This window comes from Streptomyces sp. NPDC029296 (genome assembly GCF_055569255.1).
In genome coordinates this window covers 43,870-64,040 of record NZ_JBVHXT010000015.1, presented here as the reverse complement: position 1 = coordinate 64,040, position 20,171 = coordinate 43,870, and the positions used below count along the sequence as shown (strand labels likewise).

Annotated in this window: 21 protein-coding genes; 6 read left to right on the top strand and 15 right to left on the bottom strand. The window is 73.9% G+C overall.

The window, feature by feature from the left end; all coding sequences use genetic code 11:
• Nucleotides 1–8 precede the first annotated feature (8 nt).
• The gene (locus ACZ4W9_RS15390) at nt 9–1,442 is read right to left on the bottom strand and encodes an aminotransferase-like domain-containing protein (protein ID WP_467935810.1); all 1,434 of its coding nucleotides are present in this window, start codon (nt 1,440–1,442) and stop codon (nt 9–11) included.
• On the opposite strand from ACZ4W9_RS15390, the gene ACZ4W9_RS15385 reads away from it, so the two are divergent.
• Both ACZ4W9_RS15385 and ACZ4W9_RS15380 read left to right on the top strand, forming a co-directional pair.
• Complete coding sequence (locus tag ACZ4W9_RS15385; protein ID WP_467935808.1) at nt 1,441–2,352, top strand: DMT family transporter; 912 nt, start codon at nt 1,441–1,443, stop codon at nt 2,350–2,352. The genes ACZ4W9_RS15390 and ACZ4W9_RS15385 overlap by 2 nt on opposite strands.
• Before the next feature lie 17 nt (nt 2,353–2,369).
• On the top strand, nt 2,370–2,567 hold the full coding sequence (locus ACZ4W9_RS15380) for a DUF1918 domain-containing protein (protein ID WP_467935806.1): 198 nt from the start codon (nt 2,370–2,372) through the stop codon (nt 2,565–2,567).
• Here the strand turns inward: ACZ4W9_RS15380 and ACZ4W9_RS15375 are convergent, their stop codons facing one another.
• Entirely contained in the window at nt 2,568–3,830 is a 1,263-nt protein-coding gene (locus ACZ4W9_RS15375; protein WP_467935804.1) for a glycoside hydrolase family 10-like protein, read from the bottom strand.
• 171 nt (nt 3,831–4,001) lie between these two features.
• Between ACZ4W9_RS15375 and ACZ4W9_RS15370 the strand changes: the two genes are divergently transcribed.
• Complete coding sequence (locus ACZ4W9_RS15370) at nt 4,002–4,862, top strand: 3-hydroxybutyryl-CoA dehydrogenase (protein WP_467935802.1); 861 nt, start codon at nt 4,002–4,004, stop codon at nt 4,860–4,862.
• A gap of 195 nt (nt 4,863–5,057) precedes the next feature.
• The gene (locus tag ACZ4W9_RS15365; RefSeq protein ID WP_467935800.1) at nt 5,058–5,318 is read left to right on the top strand and encodes a hypothetical protein; all 261 of its coding nucleotides are present in this window, start codon (nt 5,058–5,060) and stop codon (nt 5,316–5,318) included.
• On the opposite strand, the gene ACZ4W9_RS15360 is transcribed toward ACZ4W9_RS15365, so the two are convergent.
• From ACZ4W9_RS15360 to infC, 10 genes are all read right to left on the bottom strand, one after another.
• The gene (locus ACZ4W9_RS15360) at nt 5,315–5,851 is read right to left on the bottom strand and encodes an NUDIX hydrolase (protein ID WP_467935798.1); all 537 of its coding nucleotides are present in this window, start codon (nt 5,849–5,851) and stop codon (nt 5,315–5,317) included. The genes ACZ4W9_RS15365 and ACZ4W9_RS15360 overlap by 4 nt on opposite strands.
• A gap of 64 nt (nt 5,852–5,915) precedes the next feature.
• On the bottom strand, nt 5,916–7,256 hold the full coding sequence (locus tag ACZ4W9_RS15355; protein WP_467935796.1) for a transcriptional regulator: 1,341 nt from the start codon (nt 7,254–7,256) through the stop codon (nt 5,916–5,918).
• 28 nt (nt 7,257–7,284) lie between these two features.
• Complete coding sequence (locus tag ACZ4W9_RS15350) at nt 7,285–7,521, bottom strand: hypothetical protein (RefSeq protein ID WP_467935794.1); 237 nt, start codon at nt 7,519–7,521, stop codon at nt 7,285–7,287.
• A 153-nt stretch (nt 7,522–7,674) separates the two neighbouring features.
• Entirely contained in the window at nt 7,675–10,188 is a 2,514-nt protein-coding gene (gene pheT, locus ACZ4W9_RS15345) for a phenylalanine--tRNA ligase subunit beta (protein WP_467935792.1), read from the bottom strand.
• Complete coding sequence (pheS, locus tag ACZ4W9_RS15340) at nt 10,188–11,309, bottom strand: phenylalanine--tRNA ligase subunit alpha (protein ID WP_467935790.1); 1,122 nt, start codon at nt 11,307–11,309, stop codon at nt 10,188–10,190. Before pheS ends, pheT begins: the two co-directional genes overlap by 1 nt.
• A 153-nt stretch (nt 11,310–11,462) precedes the next feature.
• Nucleotides 11,463–12,596 carry a sensor histidine kinase gene (locus ACZ4W9_RS15335; protein ID WP_467935789.1) on the bottom strand — a complete coding sequence of 378 codons (1,134 nt, stop codon included), beginning with the start codon at nt 12,594–12,596 and terminating at the stop codon, nt 11,463–11,465.
• A 50-nt stretch (nt 12,597–12,646) separates the two neighbouring features.
• Nucleotides 12,647–13,510: a TrmH family RNA methyltransferase gene (locus ACZ4W9_RS15330; protein WP_467935954.1), complete on the bottom strand. Its 864-nt coding sequence runs from the start codon at nt 13,508–13,510 to the stop codon at nt 12,647–12,649.
• A 199-nt stretch (nt 13,511–13,709) separates the two neighbouring features.
• Complete coding sequence (rplT, locus tag ACZ4W9_RS15325; RefSeq protein WP_006141703.1) at nt 13,710–14,093, bottom strand: 50S ribosomal protein L20; 384 nt, start codon at nt 14,091–14,093, stop codon at nt 13,710–13,712.
• A 98-nt stretch (nt 14,094–14,191) separates the two neighbouring features.
• Nucleotides 14,192–14,386, bottom strand: a complete 195-nt coding sequence (rpmI, locus tag ACZ4W9_RS15320; protein WP_004933563.1) for a 50S ribosomal protein L35 — start codon at nt 14,384–14,386, stop codon at nt 14,192–14,194.
• 123 nt (nt 14,387–14,509) lie between these two features.
• Nucleotides 14,510–15,157 carry a translation initiation factor IF-3 gene (infC, locus tag ACZ4W9_RS15315; protein ID WP_078844373.1) on the bottom strand — a complete coding sequence of 216 codons (648 nt, stop codon included), beginning with the start codon at nt 15,155–15,157 and terminating at the stop codon, nt 14,510–14,512.
• Between the two features lie 401 nt (nt 15,158–15,558).
• Here infC and ACZ4W9_RS15310 point away from each other — a divergent pair, with 401 nt between their 5' ends.
• Entirely contained in the window at nt 15,559–15,915 is a 357-nt protein-coding gene (locus ACZ4W9_RS15310; RefSeq protein WP_467935787.1) for a DUF1844 domain-containing protein, read from the top strand.
• A 16-nt stretch (nt 15,916–15,931) separates the two neighbouring features.
• On the opposite strand, the gene ACZ4W9_RS15305 is transcribed toward ACZ4W9_RS15310, so the two are convergent.
• Nucleotides 15,932–16,672 carry an SseB family protein gene (locus ACZ4W9_RS15305; RefSeq protein ID WP_467935785.1) on the bottom strand — a complete coding sequence of 247 codons (741 nt, stop codon included), beginning with the start codon at nt 16,670–16,672 and terminating at the stop codon, nt 15,932–15,934.
• 207 nt (nt 16,673–16,879) lie between these two features.
• Between ACZ4W9_RS15305 and ACZ4W9_RS15300 the strand changes: the two genes are divergently transcribed.
• Nucleotides 16,880–18,022 (top strand): alpha/beta hydrolase family protein, encoded by a 1,143-nt coding sequence (locus ACZ4W9_RS15300; RefSeq protein ID WP_467935783.1) that lies wholly within the window; start codon nt 16,880–16,882, stop codon nt 18,020–18,022.
• Nucleotides 18,023–18,029: 7 nt separating this feature from the next.
• Here the strand turns inward: ACZ4W9_RS15300 and mycP are convergent, their stop codons facing one another.
• On the bottom strand, nt 18,030–19,220 hold the full coding sequence (gene mycP / locus ACZ4W9_RS15295) for a type VII secretion-associated serine protease mycosin (protein WP_467935782.1): 1,191 nt from the start codon (nt 19,218–19,220) through the stop codon (nt 18,030–18,032).
• The gene (locus ACZ4W9_RS15290; protein WP_467935780.1) at nt 19,217–20,014 is read right to left on the bottom strand and encodes a hypothetical protein; all 798 of its coding nucleotides are present in this window, start codon (nt 20,012–20,014) and stop codon (nt 19,217–19,219) included. The genes mycP and ACZ4W9_RS15290 overlap by 4 nt, the downstream gene beginning before the upstream one ends.
• Nucleotides 20,015–20,171 lie beyond the last annotated feature (157 nt).

Below are 20,171 nucleotides of genomic sequence, written 5' to 3'. Positions count from 1 at the left end.
AGCGGTTTTCACCGCACCTCGTCGTACGCCGCCCGCAGCCGGCGCACCCCCTCCGCGATCTCCCCGGTGCCGGCCACCGCGGCGAAGCTCAGCCGCAGGTGGGCGGCGGGCGGTTCGGCGCTGAAGTAGGGGCGGCCGGGGGTGAGGGCGACGCCCGCGCGCAGCGCCGCCGCGGTCAGCGCGGCCTCGTCCAGGCCCTCGGGCAGCCGCAGCCACAGGTGATAGCCGCCGGCCGGGACGTGCGGCAGGGCCAGCTCGGGCAGCTCCCGGGCGAGCGCGCCCGTCATGGCGTCGCGACGGGTCTTCAGCTCGGCCGACAGCGCCCGCAGATGGCGCGGCCAGGCCGGGGAGCCGACGAGCTCGAGGGCGGCCTCCTGGAGCGGGCGGGGCACGAAGAAGCTGTCCACGACCTGGATCGCGCGCAGGCGTTCCAGCACCGGCCCGCGCGCGGCCAGCGCGCTCACCCGGAAGCTGGGCGAGGTCGCCTTGGTCAGCGAGCCGACGTGGACGACCACGCCGTCCGGGTCGTCGGCGGCCAGCGGGCGGGGCAGCGGCCCGGCGTCGGCGTGCACGAGACGGCGCACGAAGTCGTCCTCGACGACGAACGCCCCGGCCTCGCGGGCGATGCGCAGCACCTCGGCACGCCGGGCGGGGGCCAGCACGGCACCGGTCGGGTTCTGGAACAGCGGCTGGCAGACGAAGACCCGGGCGCCGGTGGCGCGGAAGGCGTCCGCGAGCAGGTCGGGGCGTACCCCGTCGGGGTCCACGGGCACCGGGACGGGCCGCAGCCCGGCCGCGCGGGCGAGCGCCAGCATGCCCGGGTAGGTGGGCGACTCCACCAGCACCGGGGCGCCGGGCGGGGCGAGCGCGCGCAGGGCGGTGGCCAGGGCCGCCTGGCCGCCCGCGGCGATCAGCACCTCGGCGGCGGTGACGGCACCGCCGATGCCGCGCGCGAACCACTCCCGCAGCTCGAAGAGCCCCTCCAGCGGCGGTCGCTCCCAGGCGCCGGGCCGCCGGCCGGCCCGGGCGAGGGCCGCCGCCATGGCCCGCTCCGGTTGCAGACAGGGGTGCGGATAGCCGCCGCTGAACTCCAGCACCCCGGGCGGCGGGGCGGCCAGCGACACGGTGACGCCCGAGGCGTCCACCGTGCGCGGGACGAGGTCGGCCGCGCCGTCCGCGCTGAGGGCGACCTCCTGCCAGGAGGTGTCCCCGGCGGGGCCCTGCGCGCGGTGCGGCCGGGCCTTGAAGGCGCCGGCCCCGGGGCGGGTGACCACCAGGCCCTCGGCGGCGAGCCGGGCGAGGGCCCGCGAGACGGTCACCGGGCTCACCCGGAACCGCTCCACTAGGGCCCTGCTCGACGGGAGCTTTCCACCTGGAGAGTAGCGGTCGAGTTCCCGTCGGAGCTGTTCAGCCAAATCACCCACACTGCTACGCTGTTGCATGAGAACACAGAGTAGCGCTACTGCCGTGAGCCCGATAGCGGTCACCACCCCCGAAGACCCGCGGGGCCTCGGGACCGTCCAGGCCGGGCTCGGCGTGATCGCCTTCTCGCTGACCTTCCCGTCGACCGCCTGGGGCCTGGAGAGCTTCGGCCCGTGGTCGCTGGTGGCGGTGCGCGGGGTCCTCGCCGCGCTCGTCGCCGGGGGCTGTCTGCTGGCGCTGCGGGTACGGCTGCCGGCGCGCCGCCATCTGGCCGGGCTGGCCGTGGTCGCCGCCGGGGTGGTGCTGGGCTTCCCGATGCTGACCACGCTCGCCCTGCGGACGTCCACCACCGCCCACGCGGCCGTGGTGGTGGGACTGCTGCCGCTGACCACCGCCGTGTTCTCGGCCCTGCGCACCGGCGTCCGGCCCTCCCGCCGGTTCTGGCTGGCGGCCGTGGCGGGCGCGGCGGCCGTGATCGCCTTCACCCTCACCCAGAGCGGCGGCGCCCTCACCACGGCCGACGCGTATCTCTTCGCGGCGCTGCTGGTCTGCGCGGCCGGGTACACCGAGGGCGGCCGGCTGGCCCGGGTGATGCCGGGCTGGCAGGTCATCGGCTGGGCGCTGGTGCTGTGCCTGCCGCTGAGCGTGCCGGCCGCCGCGGTGGCGCTGGCGTACGAGCCCGTGCACCTGACCGGGCACGGCGTCGCCGGGCTGCTGTGGGTGGCGCTCGGCTCGCAGTTCCTCGGTCTGGTCGTCTGGTACCGGGGCATGGCCGCCATCGGCATCCCGCGGGCCAGCCAGTTGCAGTTGGCCCAGCCCCTGCTCACACTGGTGTGGTCGGCGCTGCTGCTGGGCGAGCACTTCACGGTGGCCGCACCGCTGACCGCCGTGGCCGTGCTCGTGTGCATCGCCGTCACGCAGCGGTCGTGAGCGCAAGGAGGGCCCAGATGCACGCGTCCAAGGGCGACCGGCTCATCACACACGGCAGGGTGGTGGGCCAGCACGACCACGTGGTGGAAGTGGTCGAAGTACTCGGTCCCGAGGGCAACCCGCCGTACCGCGTCCGCGCCGAGAACGGACACGAGACGATCATGTCCCCCGGCCCCGACTGCCAGGTGGAGCGCAAACACGAGCAACAGCGGTAGTCAGCGCGGTGGCGTCGCCGGCCCCCGGTAGTGGTCGGCGACCACGCGCGCCATCGCCCCGGCCGGGTCGGCCGCCAGGTCCCCGGCGGCGAAGAACACGTGCCCGCGCACCCGCGGGTGGCGGGCGGCGAGGGTGAGATGCCGGGACAGTTCGGCCGGGTCCTGCCAGGCCGGCGGCTGCCCGGCCGCACCCGCCTTGTACAGGGCCTCCCCGATGTACAGGTGCGTCGCGGTGGACCGGGCGACCTCGGCCCACCAGGCGACGAGGGTCGCGTAGTCGGCGGCGGGATCGCCGATGTGCCAGTACAGCTGTGGGACGACATAGTCGATCCAGTGCTCGCGGACCCAGGTGCGGGTGTCCGCGTACAGGTCGTCGTACGTCTGGACGCCCGCCCGGGTCTCGGAACCGCGCGGGTCGGTGGCGGCGTTGCGCCAGACCCCGAACGGGCTGATCCCGAACCGGGTGCCGGGCCGGACCCGGCGGATCCCCGCGGCCGTCTCCCGCACCAGCGTGTCGATGTTGTCCCGGCGCCAGGCGGCCCGGTGGGGGAAGGCCCCGCCGTGGCGGTCGTAGGCCTCGTCGTCGTCGAAGGTCTGCCCGGTGACCGGATAGGGGTAGAAGTAGTCGTCGAAGTGGACGGCGTCGACCGGGTAGCGGGCGACCGCGTCCAGCATCGCCCGCTGCACGAAGGCGCGGACCTCGGGCAGCCCCGGGTTGTAGTACAGCCGGCCGCCGTACGGCACCACCCAGCCGGGATGCCTGCGGGCCGGGTGGGAGGCGGCCAGCCGGGTGGGGTCGGTGTGGTTCGCGACCCGGTACGGATTGAACCAGGCGTGCAGTTCCAGGCCCCGGGCATGGGCCTCCTCGACGGCGGTGCCCAGCGGGTCCCAGCCCGGGTCCCGGCCCTGGGTGCCGGTGAGCCACTCGGACCAGGGCTCGTACGACGACGGCCACAGCGCGTCGGCGGCCGGCCGCACCTGGAGGATCACCGTGTTGAGCCGGGCGCGGACCGCGCGGTCGAGGTGCGCGGTCAGCTCGGCGCGTTGCCGGGCCGCCGTGAGACCGGACCGCGAGGGCCAGTCCCGATTGGCGACCGTCGCGATCCAGACGCCCCGCAGCTCGGCGGCGGCCCGCGGCGGACGGTGCGGCGGGCCCGCGGCGACGGCGCTCGCCCCGGGCGGCGGCGCGCCCGGGCCGGGGGCCGGCACGGCCAGGGCGGACAGCGCGGCGCGGGCCAGGACCCGCCGCGAGACGCGTGCCATCGGGCACCTCCCCGTACACTCCGGATCCGCTCGCTCACGGATCGTTCCGCGCTCCAGGATGCCCCCACCCGGACGATCGATCATCGATACTTGGCGGTAACGTGCACGATCGGAGCAGGCGCCGAAACCCGGGTCCTGCCAGCCAGCCGGAAGACCAGCGAAGGGGACGATGTGACCGACATCGAGCGCGTCGGAGTCGTGGGCTGCGGCCAGATGGGCGCGGGCATCGCCGAGGTGTGCGCCCGTGCGGGACTGGACGTGAAGGTCGCCGAGACCACCGGCGAGGCCCTGGAGATCGGCCGTACCCGGCTGTACAACTCCCTGGCCAAGGCCGCCGAGCGCGGCAAGATCACCGAGGCGGAGCGGGACTCCGCCCAGGCCCGGCTGAGCTTCACCACCGACCTCGGCGAGTTCGCCGACCGGGACCTGGTGATCGAGGCCGTCGTGGAGAACGAGCAGGTCAAGACCGAGATCTTCCAGGTGCTCGACCAGGTGGTGACCCGGCCGGACGCCATCCTCGCCTCCAACACCTCCTCCATCCCGCTGGTGAAGCTGGCCGTCGCCACCTCCCGCCCGGACCACGTGGTCGGCATCCACTTCTTCAACCCGGCCCCGGTGCAGCAGCTGGTCGAGCTGATCCCGGCGCTCACCACCTCCGAGGGCACGCTGAGCCGCGCCCAGGTCTTCGCCGAGAAGGCCCTCGGCAAGCACGCCATCCGCGCCCAGGACCGCTCCGGGTTCGTGGTGAACGCGCTGCTGGTGCCCTATCTGCTCTCCGCGATCCGGATGTTCGAGTCCGGCATCGCGAGCCGCGAGGACATCGACAACGGCATGGAGATGGGCTGCGCCCACCCGATGGGCCCGCTGAGGCTGTCCGACCTGATCGGCCTGGACACCATCGTCTCCATCGCCAACTCGATGTACGCCGAGTACAAGGAGCCGCTGTACGCCGCTCCCCCGCTGCTCCAGCGCATGGTGGAGGCGGGACGGCTCGGCCGGAAGACCGGCTCGGGCTTCTACACCTACGGCTGATTACGAAGAGCGACGCCCATCGGGCCCGGCACCGGAGAACGGTGCCGGGCCCGACTGTTTCACACACCGTGTGCGCGCCGGGCACGCAGATGCCCGCCGCACACGCTCCCCACGCACCCACCAGGCGAGTTGACTCATCATGCGCATGCAAGGGATGCGGAATCATTCATTTCGACTACCGAGAGGAGCGGACCCGTGACCGTCGAACCGGAGCATCCCGTGGTCCATGGAGAACTCGCAGAGTTACGGCGCCGCCTTGATGTGGCGTACGCCCGAGTCGAGGGAGGCCTGGCACTGCTCCGCCACCGCACCGAGGAGACCGCCAAGGAACTGGACGATCTGAACGCCCGGATGGCCTCGCTGGAACACGCACGCTGGCCGCTGCCCTCGCTCGCCGCGCTGACCGCGGTCGGCGCGCTCGTGGTGACGCTGTGGCAGGCGTTGTCGGCCCACTAGCCCTCGGCGAGCCTGAGGTGGTGCAGCAGCAGTAACGCGGCCGCCATGTTGGCGGCCGGGACCTCCCCACGGGCGATCAGGTCGGGGACGAGTTTGAGGGGGACCCATTCCCGCCGGTCCGACTCGAAGTCGTCCACGGGGTGTCCGACGTACTCGCCCCGGTCGGACCAGTAGACGTGGTGCCGGGCGTCGGTGAGTCCGTTGGACGGCTCCACGCTCATGAGGTGGTGCAGGGGCCCCGGCCGCCAGCCGGTCTCCTCCTCCAGTTCCCTGGCCGCCGCGCGCTCGATGTCCTCGCCGTCCTCGACGACGCCCGCCGCCAGCTCCCAGCCCCAGCTGTCGGTGATGAAGCGGTGCCGCCACAGCAGCAGCACCTCGTTCGCCTCGTTGACGATCGTCGCCACGGCCACGGGCCGCAGCCGGATGACGAAGTGGTCGAGGTGCCGGCCGTCCGGCAGCTCGACATCCGCGAGATTGACACGGAACCAGCGGTTCCCATACACGGTTTTTTCACAGTGTTTCGTCCACTGCACGGTATGCCACCTTCCGTCGGGGAGTGGCAATATCGCAGCAGGGACCGTGTACCCCACAGTGGGCCTACAACGGCACGCGCAGCGCTCCGTCGATCAGTTCGGCGGCCTCGGCGGTGCCGGCCGAGCCGCAGCGCACCAGATGCTCGCGCACCGCGCGCAGCCGGTCGCGCAGCCGCTGGGACTCCATGCCCCGGGCCTGCTCCGCCATCTGCACGGCGGAGGCCGCGGCCCGGTCGGCGTTGCCCCGGCGCAGCTCGATGGTGCTGAGCATGGCCAGCCGGTGCACCCGCCCCCGGTCGTGGGCGGGGGTGCCGACGGCCGCCGCCGCGTGTTCCCGGGCGGCGGTCAGGTCGCCGAGGCTGAGCAGCGCCTCGGCCACCTGCACATGGACCAGCCCCGGCTGTACGTATCCGGTCTCGTCGGGCTCGTGGCCGCGCCGGATCCGCTCGGCCGCCGTCTCCGCGCGCCGGATGCGGGACAGCGCGCCGCCGCCGTCGCCGAGGTGGGCGTACGCCTTGGCCTGCATGGCGTACAGGTCGGAGGCGAGGGCCGGGGTGATGTGCCGGCCGGCGGTGCGCAGCGCGGCCTCGGCGAAGGCGACGGCCTGCCGGTACTCCCGCATGAACAGCGACTGGTTGACCAGCAGCGCGATCACATACGCCCCGAGCCCCCGGTCCCCGCTGGCCTTGGCGAGCCTGAGCGCCTGGTGGAAGTAGCGCTGGGCCAGTCCATGGGCGTCGGAGTCGTACGCGCAGATGCCCGCGACGGCCACCAGGGCGCCCGTGGCCCGGTGCAGTTGGCGTCCGGTGGCGTCGGGGTAGCTGCCCCGCAGCAGCGGCGCGGCCTCGGCGTTGAGGAAGCCGACGACCCGGGACCGGGTCGCGATCCCGCCGGCCTTGCGGTACATCTGCTCGTAGTGCGCCCGGGCGGCACGCAGCACCTCGATGTCGGCCGCGGTCACCCGCTGCCGGCCGCCCCGGGAGACGTCGACGTCCTCGGGCGGGTTCTCCCACTCCCACACCGGCATCACGGCGGGCGTCCCGGTGACCGCGGGGGCGCCCAGCACATGGGGCCGCTGCTGTTCGTCCGACCGCCACAGGGCGGTGGCCCGCTCCACGAACCCGCCCAGCGAACCGGCGTGCGGGCCGCTCGGCTCGCCGGGCACGCCGAGCCCGATGTCGTCGAGCGTGACGGGCCGCTGGAGCCGGGCCGCCAGCACCTCGCAGATCAGGTCGGGCACCTGGCCGCGGGGCCGCTGGCCCTTCAGCCACCGTGCCACGGCGGTGTGTTCGTAGCGCAGCGCGAGACCGCGTGCGCGGCCCGCCTGGTTGACGTGGGCGGCGAGGCCGGCGTGCGAGATCCCCGCCTCGTCCAGGATGGCGTCGAGCAGAGTGTTGGGCTGCATGGGATGACCCCCGGATGGCCTGGTGCGGTCAGCGTAGTGGCTCCGCCTTCACACGGGGTGTGAACCGGGCGCCGGGATCGGTCCCCGCCGCCTTCGGCCCGGGTCCGCGCGCGTGGGACGGCACCAGGGACTCCCCCGGCGGCAGCCGGCGGCAGGACGGCCAGGGGTGGCCGCAGTCGAGGGCGCGCACCTCGCCGTCGGGGCCGGTCCCCGGGAGCAGGACGGTGACGGACTCCTCCCGGACCGGGGCCTTGACGCGGATCACGCCTGTGGTCCCCCAGGGGGCCCGACACGGAATCGGACCGGCCTCGAAAGGCCGGTCCGATTCTGTCGACGGCGCCCCGAAGGGGGTGCGGGGAACCGCGCGACCGGCCACGGACGACCCGCGCCCGGCCGCGCACGGAACCCTCGACGGCGCTCAGCCCCTCAGCACCGCTCCCGTCCGCTCGCCCGCGAGGGCGACCGCCGCGTCGCGCGCCGCGGACGCCTCGTCCACGGTGAGCGTCCGGTCGCCGGCGCGGAACCGCAGCGCGTAGGCGAGCGACTTGCGGCCGTCACCGAGCTGCTCCTCGTTCTCGTACACGTCGAACAGCCGGATGGACTCCAGCAGTTCGCCCGCGCCCTCGCGCAGCGCCGCCTCGACCTCCGCGGCCGGCACGGGCTTGTCGACGACGAGGGCGACATCCTGCGTGGCGACCGGGAACGCGGAGATGCCCGGGGCCCGCACGACGCCGTCGCCGGCCGCCTCCAGGGCGTCCAGGTCCAGCTCCATCGCGCAGGTGCGCTCGGGCAGGCCGAGGCTCTTCAGGACCCGCGGGTGCAGCTCGCCGGCGTGGCCGACGACCTTCTCGGTGCCGCCCGCGACGACCACCAGCTCGGCGCACCGGCCGGGGTGCCAGGGACCGTACTGGCCCTTGCGCACGATCAGCTCCGCACCTGCCTCGCGGGCGAGGGTGCGCGCCGCCTCGACGGCGTCGGCCCAGTCCGCCGGGCGGCCCTTGCCCCACCAGCCGGCCTGCTCGCGCGCCCCGGCGAGGACGACGGCCGCGTGCCGCGGCTGCTCGGGCAGCACGGCGTTCAGCGCGGCGATCTCCTCGTCGGTGGGACGCCGGTCGACGGGCAGGTGCGCGGCGGCGCGGTTCTCCTCGCGCGGGTGGAAGACCAGGCCGGTCTCGAACAGCGCCAGGTCGTGCGAGCCCCGGCCCGCGTTGCGCCGCAGGGCGCCGAGCAGGCCCGGCAGCAGCGTGGTGCGCAGCGCGGGCTCCTCGTCGCTGAGCGGGTTGACCAGCTTGAGGACCCGGCGGGCCGGGTCGTCGGCGGCCAGTCCGAGCTGGTCGAAGACCTGCTCGCCGAGGAAGGGGTAGTTCGGCGCCTCGACGTACCCGGCGCCGGCCAGCGCGCGGCCGGCCCGGCGGTGCAGCCGCTGGCGGTGGGTCAGACCGCGGCCGGAGGAGGGCTTGGGCAGCGTCGAGGGCAGGTTCTCGTAGCCCTCCAGGCGGATGACCTCCTCCGCGAGGTCGTTCGGGTCGGCCAGGTCGGGCCGCCAGGACGGGACGGTGACGATCAGCTCGTCCTGCCCGTAGACGTCGCAGCCGACCTCCTGGAGGCGGCGGACGACGGTCTCACGGCCGTAGGTGACGCCCGCGACCTTGTCCGGGTGGTCGGCCGGGAGGGTGATGGTGTGCGGCGCCGAGGGCGCGATGACCTCGGTGACACCGGCCTCCGCCGTGCCGCCCGCGAGCAGGACCAGCAGGTCCACGGTGCGCTGCGCGGCGGCCGCGGCGGCCTGCGGGTCGACGCCGCGCTCGAAGCGGCGGGACGCCTCGGACAGCAGCTTGTGCCGGCGGGCCGTACGGGCGATGGAGACGGCGTCGAAGTGGGCGGCCTCGACGACCACCTCGGTCGTCGCGTTCTCCACGTCCTCGTGGTCGGCGATCTCCGTGTTGGCGCCGCCCATCACGCCGGCGAGCCCGATCGGGCCGCGCTCGTCGGTGATGACCAGGTCCTCGGCGTGCAGCGTGCGCTCGACGCCGTCGAGGGTGACGAGCTTCTCGCCCTCCTCCGCGCGGCGCACGCCGATCGTGCCCTGGACCAGTTTCCGGTCGTAGGCGTGCAGCGGCTGGCCCAGCTCCATCATCACGTAGTTCGTGATGTCCACGGCGAGCGAGATCGGGCGCATGCCGACCTTCTGCAGCCGGCGCTGGAGCCAGATCGGGGAGCGCGCCTCGGGACGCAGTCCGGTGACCGTGCGGGCGGTGAAGCGGTCGCAGCCGTACGGCTCGGAGACCTGGACCGGGTGGCCGAAGGCGTTCGGGGCCGGTACGTCGATCAGGGCGGGGTCGCGCAGCGGCAGGCCGTAGGCGATGGCGGTCTCGCGGGCCACGCCGCGGATGGACAGGCAGTCGCCGCGGTTGGCGGTGACGGCGATGTCCAGGACCTCGTCGACCAGCTCCAGCAGCTCGATGGCGTCCTTGCCGACCTCGGTCTCCGGGGGCAGCACGATGATGCCGTGGCTGCCGTCGTCGCCCATGCCCAGCTCGTCGCCGGAGCAGATCATGCCGTGCGAGACCTTGCCGTAGGTCTTGCGCGCGGCGATGGAGAAGCCGCCGGGGAGCGTGGCGCCGGGGAGGACCACGACGACCTTGTCGCCGACCGCGAAGTTGCGGGCGCCGCAGACGATCTCCTGGGGCTCACCGGTGCCGTTGGCCTGGCCGACGTCGACCGTGCAGAAGCGGATCGGCTTCTTGAAGCCCTCCAGCTCCTCGATGGTCAGCACCTGGCCGACGACCAGCGGGCCCTTGAGGTCGGCGCCGAGCTGCTCGACGGTCTCGACCTCCAGGCCGGCCGAAATGAGCTTGGCCTGGACGTCGCGGCCGGTCTCCGTCGCCGGCAGGTCGACGTACTCCCGCAGCCAAGAAAGCGGGACCCGCATCAGATCTCCATCCCGAACGGCCGGGTGAACCGGACGTCACCCTCGACCATGTCTCGCATGTCTTCGACGTTGTGGCGGAACATCAGCATCCGCTCGATGCCGAACCCGAAGGCGAAGCCGCTGTACTTCTCCGGGTCGACGCCGCAGGCGGTGAGCACCCGCGGGTTGACCATGCCGCAGCCGCCGAGCTCGATCCAGCCCTCGGACGAGCAGGTGCGGCAGGGCCGGTCGGGGTTGCCGACGGACTCGCCCTTGCAGACGTAGCAGAGCATGTCCATCTCGGCGCTCGGCTCGGTGAAGGGGAAGAAGTTCGGGCGCAGCCGGGTCTTCATGCCCTCACCGAACAGGGACTGGACCATGTGGTCCAGGGTGCCCTTGAGGTCGGCCATGGTCAGGCCCTCGTCCACGGCGAGCAGTTCGACCTGGTGGAAGACCGGGGTGTGGGTGGCGTCCAGCTCGTCGGTCCGGTACACGCGGCCGGGGCAGATCACGTAGACCGGCAGCTCGCGCTCGAGCAGGGAGCGGATCTGCACGGGCGAGGTGTGGGTGCGCAGCACCACACCGGACTCGGCGCCGCCGTCCGGGCCCTGGACGAAGAAGGTGTCGGCCTCGCCGCGGGCCGGGTGGTCGGGGCCGATGTTGAGCGCGTCGAAGTTGAACCACTCCGCCTCGGCCTGCGGGCCCTCGGCGACCTCGTAGCCCATGGCCACGAAGATGTCCTCGATGCGCTCCGAGAGCGTGGTGAGGGGGTGGCGGGCACCGGCCGGGACGCGGTCGTACGGCAGCGTGACGTCGACGTCCTCCTCGACCAGCACCCGGGCGTCGCGCTCGGCCTCCAGTTCGCTCTGGCGGGCGGCGAGTGCCTTGTTCACCGCGCCGCGGGCCATGCCGACGCGCTTGCCGGCCTCGGCCTTGGCGTGCGGGGGCAGGGCGCCGATCTCGCGGTTGGCGAGGGCCAGCGGGGAGGCGGGGCCGGTGTGGGCGACCTTGGCCTCGTGGAGCGCGTCGAGGGAGTCCGCGGCGGCGAAGGCGGCGAGCGCCTCGTCCCGCATGCGCTCGATCTCTTCCGGTTTCAACGCCTCGACCTCGACAGGGTCGTACGACTTATTGGGTGCCGACATCTCTTCCCGTGCTTCCGATTGTCCCCCAGCTGACGCTGGGAGGTGCCCCCTGGCGGATGGTCCCCGTCACCGACTCGAGGGCCGAGTGCAGGACACAAAGGTGCCAAAGGCCGAGTCTAACGGGGCGGAGGTGTACGAAGAGCCCGTGGGCCGTCAGGCGAGATACGCCGGGGCCGACACGGGCAGGGTAAATCGGAACTCGGCTCCGCCGCGGTGGGCGCGGCCGACCGTGATGGTGCCGCCGTGGGCCTCCACGATGCCCTTGACGATGTACAGTCCGAGTCCGGTGCCGCCACGCTTGCTGCCCCGCCAGAAGCGGGTGAAGACGCGGTTCATGGACTCCTCCGGGATGCCGGGGCCTTCGTCGCTCACCGTGACCGATGTGCCGGTTTCCTCGCCCTCGCGCGGGGACGCCGAGGGCGTGACGTCAATGGTGACGGTTCCCTCGCCGTGCCGCACGGCATTTTCGATGAGGTTGCTGAGCACCTGGTCGATCTTGTCGGGGTCGGCCCACAGGTCGGGCAGCGGCTGTTCGATGCGGAGCAGGAAGCGCCCGGCGGGCTGGCCGGCGGCCACATAGGCCTGGATGTGCCGGGAGACGGCGGCCCCGATGTCGACGGGCTGGCGGCGGACCTCCAGGCGGCCGGAGTCGATGCGGGAGATGTCCAGCAGTTCGGCGATGAGCCGGGTGACCCGGTCGGCGTCGGCGTCGACGGTCTCCAGCATGAGCCGCTTCTGGTCGTCGGTGAAGCGTTCCCACTTGGCGAGCAGGGTGGCGGTGAAGCCCTTCACGGAGGTCAGCGGGGAGCGCAGTTCGTGGGCGACGGTGGCGATCAGCTCGGCGTGGCTGCGCTCGGTGCGGCGGCGGGCCTCGGTGTCCCGGAGGGAGACGACGACGGATCTGACCGGCCCGAGCGGTTCGTCCCGCGCGTAGCGGGCGGAGACCAGCACCTCCCGGCCGCCCGGCAGCAGCAGGTTGCGTTCCGGCTGCCGGACCCGGATGGCGAGTCCGCCGTAGGGGTCGGTGAGCTGCCACCAGCGGCGTCCCTCCAGGTCCTCTAAGGGCAGCGCCTTCTCCAGCGGCTGCCCGAGGGCGTCGGCGGGCCGCATCCCGGTGATGCGCGCGGCGGCGGCGTTGAAGCAGGTCACGCGGCCTGTTTCATCGGCGATGACCAGGCCGTCGGGCAACTGTTCCGGGTCGAGGCCCCGGTGTCCGCCCGGCCCGGGCACGGATGTGTCCCGCGCGTCCCGTCCCTCCGGCGCGGTGCTCGTGCCGGCCACACTCATCCCCGTACCCCACCTCTCGAACGGCGCAGGGCCCCGCGCTGGTCACCCTACTAGCTCTGGGTGACGGAGCGGCACCCTCCGGAGGCGCGCTGGGCGCGTGCCGAGGCGTAGAGGCATACGGCGGCGGCCGTGGCGAGGTTCAGGCTCTCGGCCCTGCCGTGGATCGGGACGCGTACGACGGCGTCGGCGAGGGTGCGGGTCTCCTCGGGCAGTCCCCAGGCCTCGTTGCCGAACACCCAGGCGGTGGGGCCGCCCATGGTGCCCTTGTCCAGTTCCTCGTCGAGGTCGCGGTCGCCGGCGCCGTCGGCGGCGAGGACGCGCACGCCGGCCTCCCTCAGGCCGGCCACGGCCCGCTCGACGGGCACGCCCACGGCGACGGGCAGGTGGAAGTGGGAGCCGACGGAGGCCCGGACGGCCTTCGGGTTGTACAGGTCGACGGAGGCGTCGGTGAGGATCACGGCCTCCGCCCCGGCGGCGTCGGCGCAGCGCAGCACGGTGCCGGCGTTGCCGGGGTCGCGCACGTGGGCGAGGACGGCGACCAGCTTCGGCCGGGCGGCGAGGATGTCCTCGAAGGGGGTGTCCAGGAACCGGCAGACGCCGACCAGGCCCTGCGGGGTGACGGTGGTGGAGATCTCGGCGATGACCTCCTCGGAGGCCAGGTGCACCCGGGCGCCTGCCTCGCGGGCCTCCCCGACGATGTCGGCGTACCGCTCCGCGGCCTCGACGGTGGCGAACAGTTCCACGAGCGTCGCGCCGCCGTCGGCTCCCCGGTGCCCGGCGCCCTCCCGCACGGCCTGCGGCCCCTCCGCGAGGAACAGCCGGTCCTTCCCCCGGAAGTTCCGCTTGGCAAGCCGCCGGGCAGCAGAGACACGCGCGGACCGGGGGGAGATCAGCTCGGGGCTGACGGGAGGCATCCTCTTCGTCACTTTCAGGAGAGTCTTCTCGTTTCGGCACCGGCTGGTGCGGCGCGCCCCGAGGGGACGCGGGGAACCGCGCGAGCGACCACGACCGACCCGCGGCCGAACGGCTCGCGACGGGCCCCAACAACAGGACCCGCAAGCCATGAAAGCCTGCGGGTCCTACGGTGAACGTCGGCTCAGAGCCAGCGCAGCGTCACGCGGCCTTCGGCGCGTTGACGTCCGACGGCAGCGCCTTCTGCGCGACCTCGACGAGCGCCGCGAAGGCGTTCGCGTCGTTCACGGCCAGCTCGGCCAGGATCTTGCGGTCGACCTCGACGTTCGCGGCCTTCAGACCCTGGATGAAGCGGTTGTAGGTGATGCCGTTGGCGCGGGCAGCGGCGTTGATGCGCTGGATCCACAGCTGACGGAAGTCGCCCTTGCGCTTCTTGCGGTCGTTGTAGTTGTAGACCAGCGAGTGGGTGACCTGCTCCTTGGCCTTGCGGTACAGGCGCGAACGCTGACCGCGGTAGCCGGAGGCCTGCTCCAGGATCGCCCGGCGCTTCTTGTGGGCGTTGACTGCCCGCTTGACGCGTGCCACTTGTTAACTCCTTGTAGCGGGGTCGTGGGGGTCCTCACACGACCCGGAAACGATTCGGTCCCGGTCCCGACGCACGGCGCTCGCAGAGCGCCGCAGCGTCACTTGCCGAGAAGCTTCTTGATCTTCGCGGCGTCGCCCGGGGCCATCTCGGCGTTGCCGGTGAGGCGACGCGTGACGCGGGACGACTTGTGCTCGAGCAGGTGGCGCTTGCCGGCGCGCTCGCGGAGCACCTTGCCGGAGCCGGTGACCTTGAAGCGCTTGCTGGCACCGCTGTGCGACTTGTTCTTCGGCATAGCGCCGTTATCTCCTCGTCGGTGGCGCTCCGGTGCCCGGTCGTGAAAACCGGGCACAGTGGAGCGTCGCTCTCTTCTATCGGTTACATCCTCGGGGACGCACAGGTGCGCATCCCCCGGGGATCACGCCTCGGCCGGCTCCTCGGACGGCGCCTCTGACGCCTCGGCCTCGGCAGGGTTCTGCGACTTGCCGGGGTTCGCCTTCGCCTCGGCCTTGCGGGCCTCCTGCGCCTGACGGGCCTCGGCCATCGCCTCGGTCTTCTTCTTGTGCGGACCGAGGACCATGATCATGTTGCGGCCGTCCTGCTTCGGGTTCGACTCCACGAAGCCGAGGTCCTGGACGTCCTCCGCGAGCCGCTGCAGCAGTCGGTAGCCCAGCTCGGGGCGGGACTGCTCACGGCCACGGAACATGATCGTGATCTTGACCTTGTCGCCCTGCTTGAGGAACCGGACGACGTGACCCTTCTTGGTGTCATAGTCGTGCGGGTCGATCTTCGGCCGGAGCTTCATCTCCTTGATGACCGTGTGCGCCTGGTTCTTGCGCGCCTCACGGGCCTTCATGGCCGACTCGTACTTGAACTTCCCGTAGTCCATGAGCTTGCACACGGGCGGACGGGCGTTCGCCGCGACCTCGACCAGGTCCAGGTCGTACTCCTGCGCAAGCTCCAGTGCCTTCGCGAGCGGCACGATGCCGACCTGCTCGCCACTGGGACCGACAAGTCGCACCTCGGGAACGCGAATCCGGTCGTTGATGCGGGGCTCGGCGCTGATGGATCCTCCTCGGTAGCACCACGCGACGGTCTGGCGGACAGCCGCGTAACGTCTGTGTTCGTTAGACCTAACCGCGCCGAAGCAACAAAAATGCCCCGGACGATCACATGCGGGGCTCCCATACGTCCGGAGCACCGCCGCGATGTCGCGGGGCGCGCTTTCGGGCGACTCCATCGCCCGTACGGAACGATGGCGGTCGCCTGACCGGACCCGCCGTCCCGGGGGACGGAGCAGGTGGGAGATCGGAGCCTCCACTTGTGGGCCGAACACGCAGGTGTCCGGCCGGTCGTTTCCCCCAGACTACAGGGTTGCCACAGAGGGTGCCAAACCGTGCGCCGCGGGCCGTGCGGGGCGGGCTCCCGCGGGCCGGGGCACGCCCGGCGGGGCCTATCGTGTGGGGCATGAGTGACACCCCTCCTGAGTCCCCCGACTTCGACGCGATGACCCGGGACATCGCCGAGGTCCCCGCCGTCGAGGTGATCGTGACGGTCGCCGTCAACCTGATGAGCGCCGCCGCCGTGAAGCTCGGGCTGAGCGAGGAGGGCGAGAAGTTCAAGGACCTGGACGAGGCCCGCAAGCTGATCACCGCGCTCGCCGGCCTGCTGGACGCGAGCACGACCGAGGTCAGCTCCTTCCACGCGGCCCCGCTGCGCGACGGCCTGAAGTCCCTCCAGCTGGCGTTCCGCGAGGCGTCGGTCGTCCCGGACGAGCCGGGCCAGGGACCGGGCGAGAAGTACACCGGCCCGGTCTACGGCTGACCCGCTCCCCCTTCTTTCAGGGGGTCTGCTCCTTCACGTACAAGGGCTCGCCCGGAGGCGTGGTCCCGGCCGGCAGCAGTGCCAGGTCGAGGCCGCGCACCAGGCGGGCCCGCAGTGTCTCGTCGGCGGCGAGCCGTCCGGCGACCGCGCGGGCGGCCTCGGCGGGCGGCACGGCCGGGTCCAGGACGAGGGCGAGGGTGCCGTCGGCCCGCCCGGGCCCGAGGTGGGCGCGCAGCACGGCGGGCTCGGCGGCCACCGCCGTACGGACGGCCGCCACCACGGCCGGGTCGGCGAGCGGGTCGGTGCTGGTGCGGCCCTCGGCGAGGGCGAGCAGCGCCGGGCCGGTCAGCTCGAACGGCACCGGTCCGGCGAGGTCCAGCACGATCGTGTCGGCCTTCTCGTGCACGGCGGCCCGGAGCGCCTGGTGCAGGGGCACGGCGACCGGGCGGGCCCCCGGGTCCCAGCGGGCGAGGGAGTCGGTGGAGGTGAAGGCGGGGAGCGCGGTGCGGTCGCCGGCCTTCAGGGTGGGTACGGCCATGTCGCTGGTCTTCTCGCGGCGCAACCCGTTCTCGTCCTCCTCGGCCTCGCCGAGCACGGCGACGACGGGGACCAGCAGACGGGCGCCCCTGAGCGCCTCCAGGACGGGCCCGAGGGCGTCGCGGTCCTCGGCCCAGGCGGCGAGCGCGGCGCTCAGCCGGGGATCGGCGGAGCCGTCGTCGTCGGAGAAGCCGGGGTCGGGAATGTTCTTGTTCGCCACGGTCACCGACCCTATAGCGGTCCGTGCGGAGGGAGGCCGCCGGGCCGGTGGCGGCGGACGGGAGCGGGGGAAGACGGCGCCACCGCGCACCCGCGCACGCCCGGGGCGCCGGGTCAACTCCTCTAGACTCCGGGGAAGTTGACCACCAGCAGGCCGGACGGCGGCGTTCTCCACACCGTGCCGGGGCCCGGTCGTGGAAGGAGCGCGGTGCCTCCCGTACACCCGACTCGCCGTTCCCTCGTCGTCGGTGGCCTCGCGGCCGCCGCGGCCGCCGCTCTGACGCCGCCGGCGTACGCGTCGTCATCCGGTCTCGTCCCCGTCCGCCTGGCCGGTCCCACCGGGCCGCTTCCGGTGGGCGCGGTGGAACTGCACCTGGTCGACCGGTCGCGCACCGACCCGTGGGCGGGCGGGCCGCGCGAGCTGATGGCGACCGTCGCCTATCCGGCCGCCGACGTCCGAGGCCGCCCGCCGCTGCCGTGGCTGCCGCCGGGCGCCACGCGGGCGCTGAAGGCCCGATACGGCGGTGTGCTGGACGGCTACGCGCTCCCGCTGACGCACAGCGCGGACCGGGCTCCGGCCCGGCCGGGCCGCCGTCCGGTGCTCCTGTACTCCCCGGGCGCGGGCTCGGACCGCACGTTCAACACCCTGGTGGTCGAGGAACTGGTGTCCTGGGGCTATGGGGTGGTCACGGTCGACCACCCCCACGACTCGGGCGAGGTGGAGTTCCCGGACGGCCGTGTGGTGCGCTCCGCCGGCGAGCACACCGAGGAGGAGGTCGTCGCCGCGGTCGCGGTGCGCGCCGCCGACCTGCGGTTCGTGCTCGACCACCTCGGCGGGCCGGGCCGGCTCCCGCGCGGGCTGCGCGGCGCCCTCGACCTGACGCGCGTGGGGGCCTTCGGCCACTCCCGGGGCGGTGCCGCGGCGGCGGCCCTGATGGACCTGGACGACCGGGTGCGGGCCGGCGCCGACCTGGACGGCACGGTGTTCGGTCCCGTGGTCGGGCGCGGTCTGGACCGCCCGTTCCTGCTGCTGGACACGGCGGACCACGACGGTCTGGCCAAGGACCCGCACTGGCCCGAGTTCTGGCGCAACCTGCGCGGCTGGCGGCGCTGCCTGCGGCTCGCGGACGCCGGGCACCTCTCCTTCACCGACATCGTGGCCCTCGCGCCGCAGCTTCCGCCCGGGCTGCCGCTGGACGTCGGCACGGTGCCCGCGGACCGGGCGGTGGCGGCCGTCCGGGCCACGGTGCGGGCCTTCTTCGACCTCCAGTTGCGCGGCCGGCCCGACGCCGGACGGCTGCTGCGGGGCGCTTCGGCGCGCTACCCGGAGATCGGGTACGTCGCCGGGTAGCGGAGCCTCACAGCGGCCGCCCGCGGTTGCGCCACAGGATCACCCCGGCCACCAGGAGCACCGCGCCCGCGCCGCCGGCCAGCGGCGCGGCCCAGTCGGCGGTGCCGGGGCCGGGCCGCGGGGCGTCCGGTCCGGGTCCGAAGTACTTCCCGCCGTACGACGCGGCGTGCAGGCGGCGCGGCCGCAGGAGGGCCGCGGACCTCAGGGCCGCCGCCGGGTCGATCATGCCGAAGCCCCGGGAGTCGTCCCGGCCGCCGGCCGGGGCGTCCCGCGCGGTGTCCTCCAGCAGCTTCTTGATCTGGGCCGGGGCCAGGTCCGGGTGGACGGAGCGGATCAGGGCCGCCGCCCCGGAGACGAAGGCGGAGGCGGCGCTGGTGCCCCAGCCCGCGTAGTACTTGTGGTCGGGGTCGGCGATGACGACGTCGACGCCGGGCGCGCTGACGGCCGCGTACCAGCGGCGGGTGGAGAAGGCGGCGCGGACGCCGTACTTGTCCACGGCGGTGGCGGCGATGACGCCCGGGTAGGCGGCCGGGTAGGAGACGTGGTCGCCCTTGTCGCCGCCGTTGCCCGCGGAGGCGACGACGACCACGCCCTTGCCCAGGGCGTACTGCACGGCCTCGTCCTCGCCGGATTCGGGGTGGGCCGAGCTGGAGTCGTCGCCGAGGGAGAGGTTGATGACGTCGGCGCCGTGGTCGGCGGCCCAGCGGATGCCGTCGGCGAGGGCGGTGCCGCGGGTGGTGCGGGCCTTGGCGCGGGCCGGGTCGCCGTCCTCCAGGATCACGCGGACCGGCAGGATCCGCGCCTCGGGGGCCACGCCCAGGACGCCGTCGCCGGCGCCGGGACCGTGGCCGTGCCCGGCGATGATGCCGGCCATGGCGGTGCCGTGCCGGGCCCAGAGGCGGTCGCCGGGCCCGGCGCCGAAGCCGATCATGTCCTTGGCGGGCAGGACGTTCCCGGCGAGGTCGGGGTGGCCGGCCTCCACGCCGGTGTCCAGGACGGCGACGGTGACGCCCCGGCCCCTGGTGGTCTGCCAGACCTCGTCCAGGTGGAGCGCGGACAGCGCCCACTGCTGGGCGCGCAGGCCGTCGGCGTGGGCCGGGGCGGCGGGCAGCAGGGCGAGGGAGCCGGTGAGCAGCAGGCTCGCCGCGGCGGCGAGGGCCCTCGGCCGGCCGCCGGTCGATCGGGTCGATCGGGTCATACGGGCTTCTCCGTGGCCGTGCCGACGGTCTTGCGCAGCCGTCGTTCGATGCGGTCGGCCAGGCCCTTGGCCTCGTTGCCGAGGCCGGCCTGGGCCGGTGCGGTGGCGGCGCCGGCCCGGACGGCGTCGGCGGCGGGCTGGGGCGCGTCGACGACCCGGCCGTCGGCCCAGCCGGAGACGGCGTACGCCACGACGGGGGCGTCGGTGAGGACGGAGAGCGTCCAGGAGGCCCGCTGCCGGTCGCCGAAGCCGGCGGCCGCGGTGCCGGCGGCGGCGTACGGCCGGGGCATCAGGTCGGCGCGCCGGTCCAGGCGCTCGTCGCGGAAGCGGGCGGCGAGCGCGGCCATGGCGGCGGGGTCGGCCGTGGTGAACAGCAGGCCGACGGTGGTGACGTGGCTCTGGGTGGCGTCGGTGTAGGTGGCGCGCAGCAGTCGCCGGCAGCCGGCCGGGGCGAGCGCCCGGGCCAGCAGCGGGTCGAAGGCGTGGGCGCAGCCGCCGTCCGGGGCCACGGCGATCCGGGTCCAGGTGCGGTCGGCTCCCCCGGGGCCGGCGCCGGTGCCCTGGACGGTGGGCGGGAAGAGCCGGTCCACGGGCACGCTGTGCCAGAGCGCCCCGGCGGTGCTGTAGGCGGTGCGGGCGGCGTCGTCCCCGCCGTCCCCGGTGAGCCGGCTTCCGACGGCGGCGCCGCCGATGAGGCCGAGTCCGAGCACGAGACAGGTGGCGGCCGCGGCGGTCCGCGGCCCCACGCGGGGGCGCGGGCGCGTGCCGGACAGTTCGGGTTCCGCGAACGACACGACGGGCCGGCCGGCCGGTGCGGCGCTCCGGGCCCGGCCCGGGCCGGGGGGGGGGGGGGGGGGGGGGGAAAGGGGGGGGGCAAGGCCCAGCGCTCCCGCTGCCGGGGTGCTAGCTGGGGCGGAGGGAGAGGGGTGGGGAGCAGGAGGTTTTTTTCTC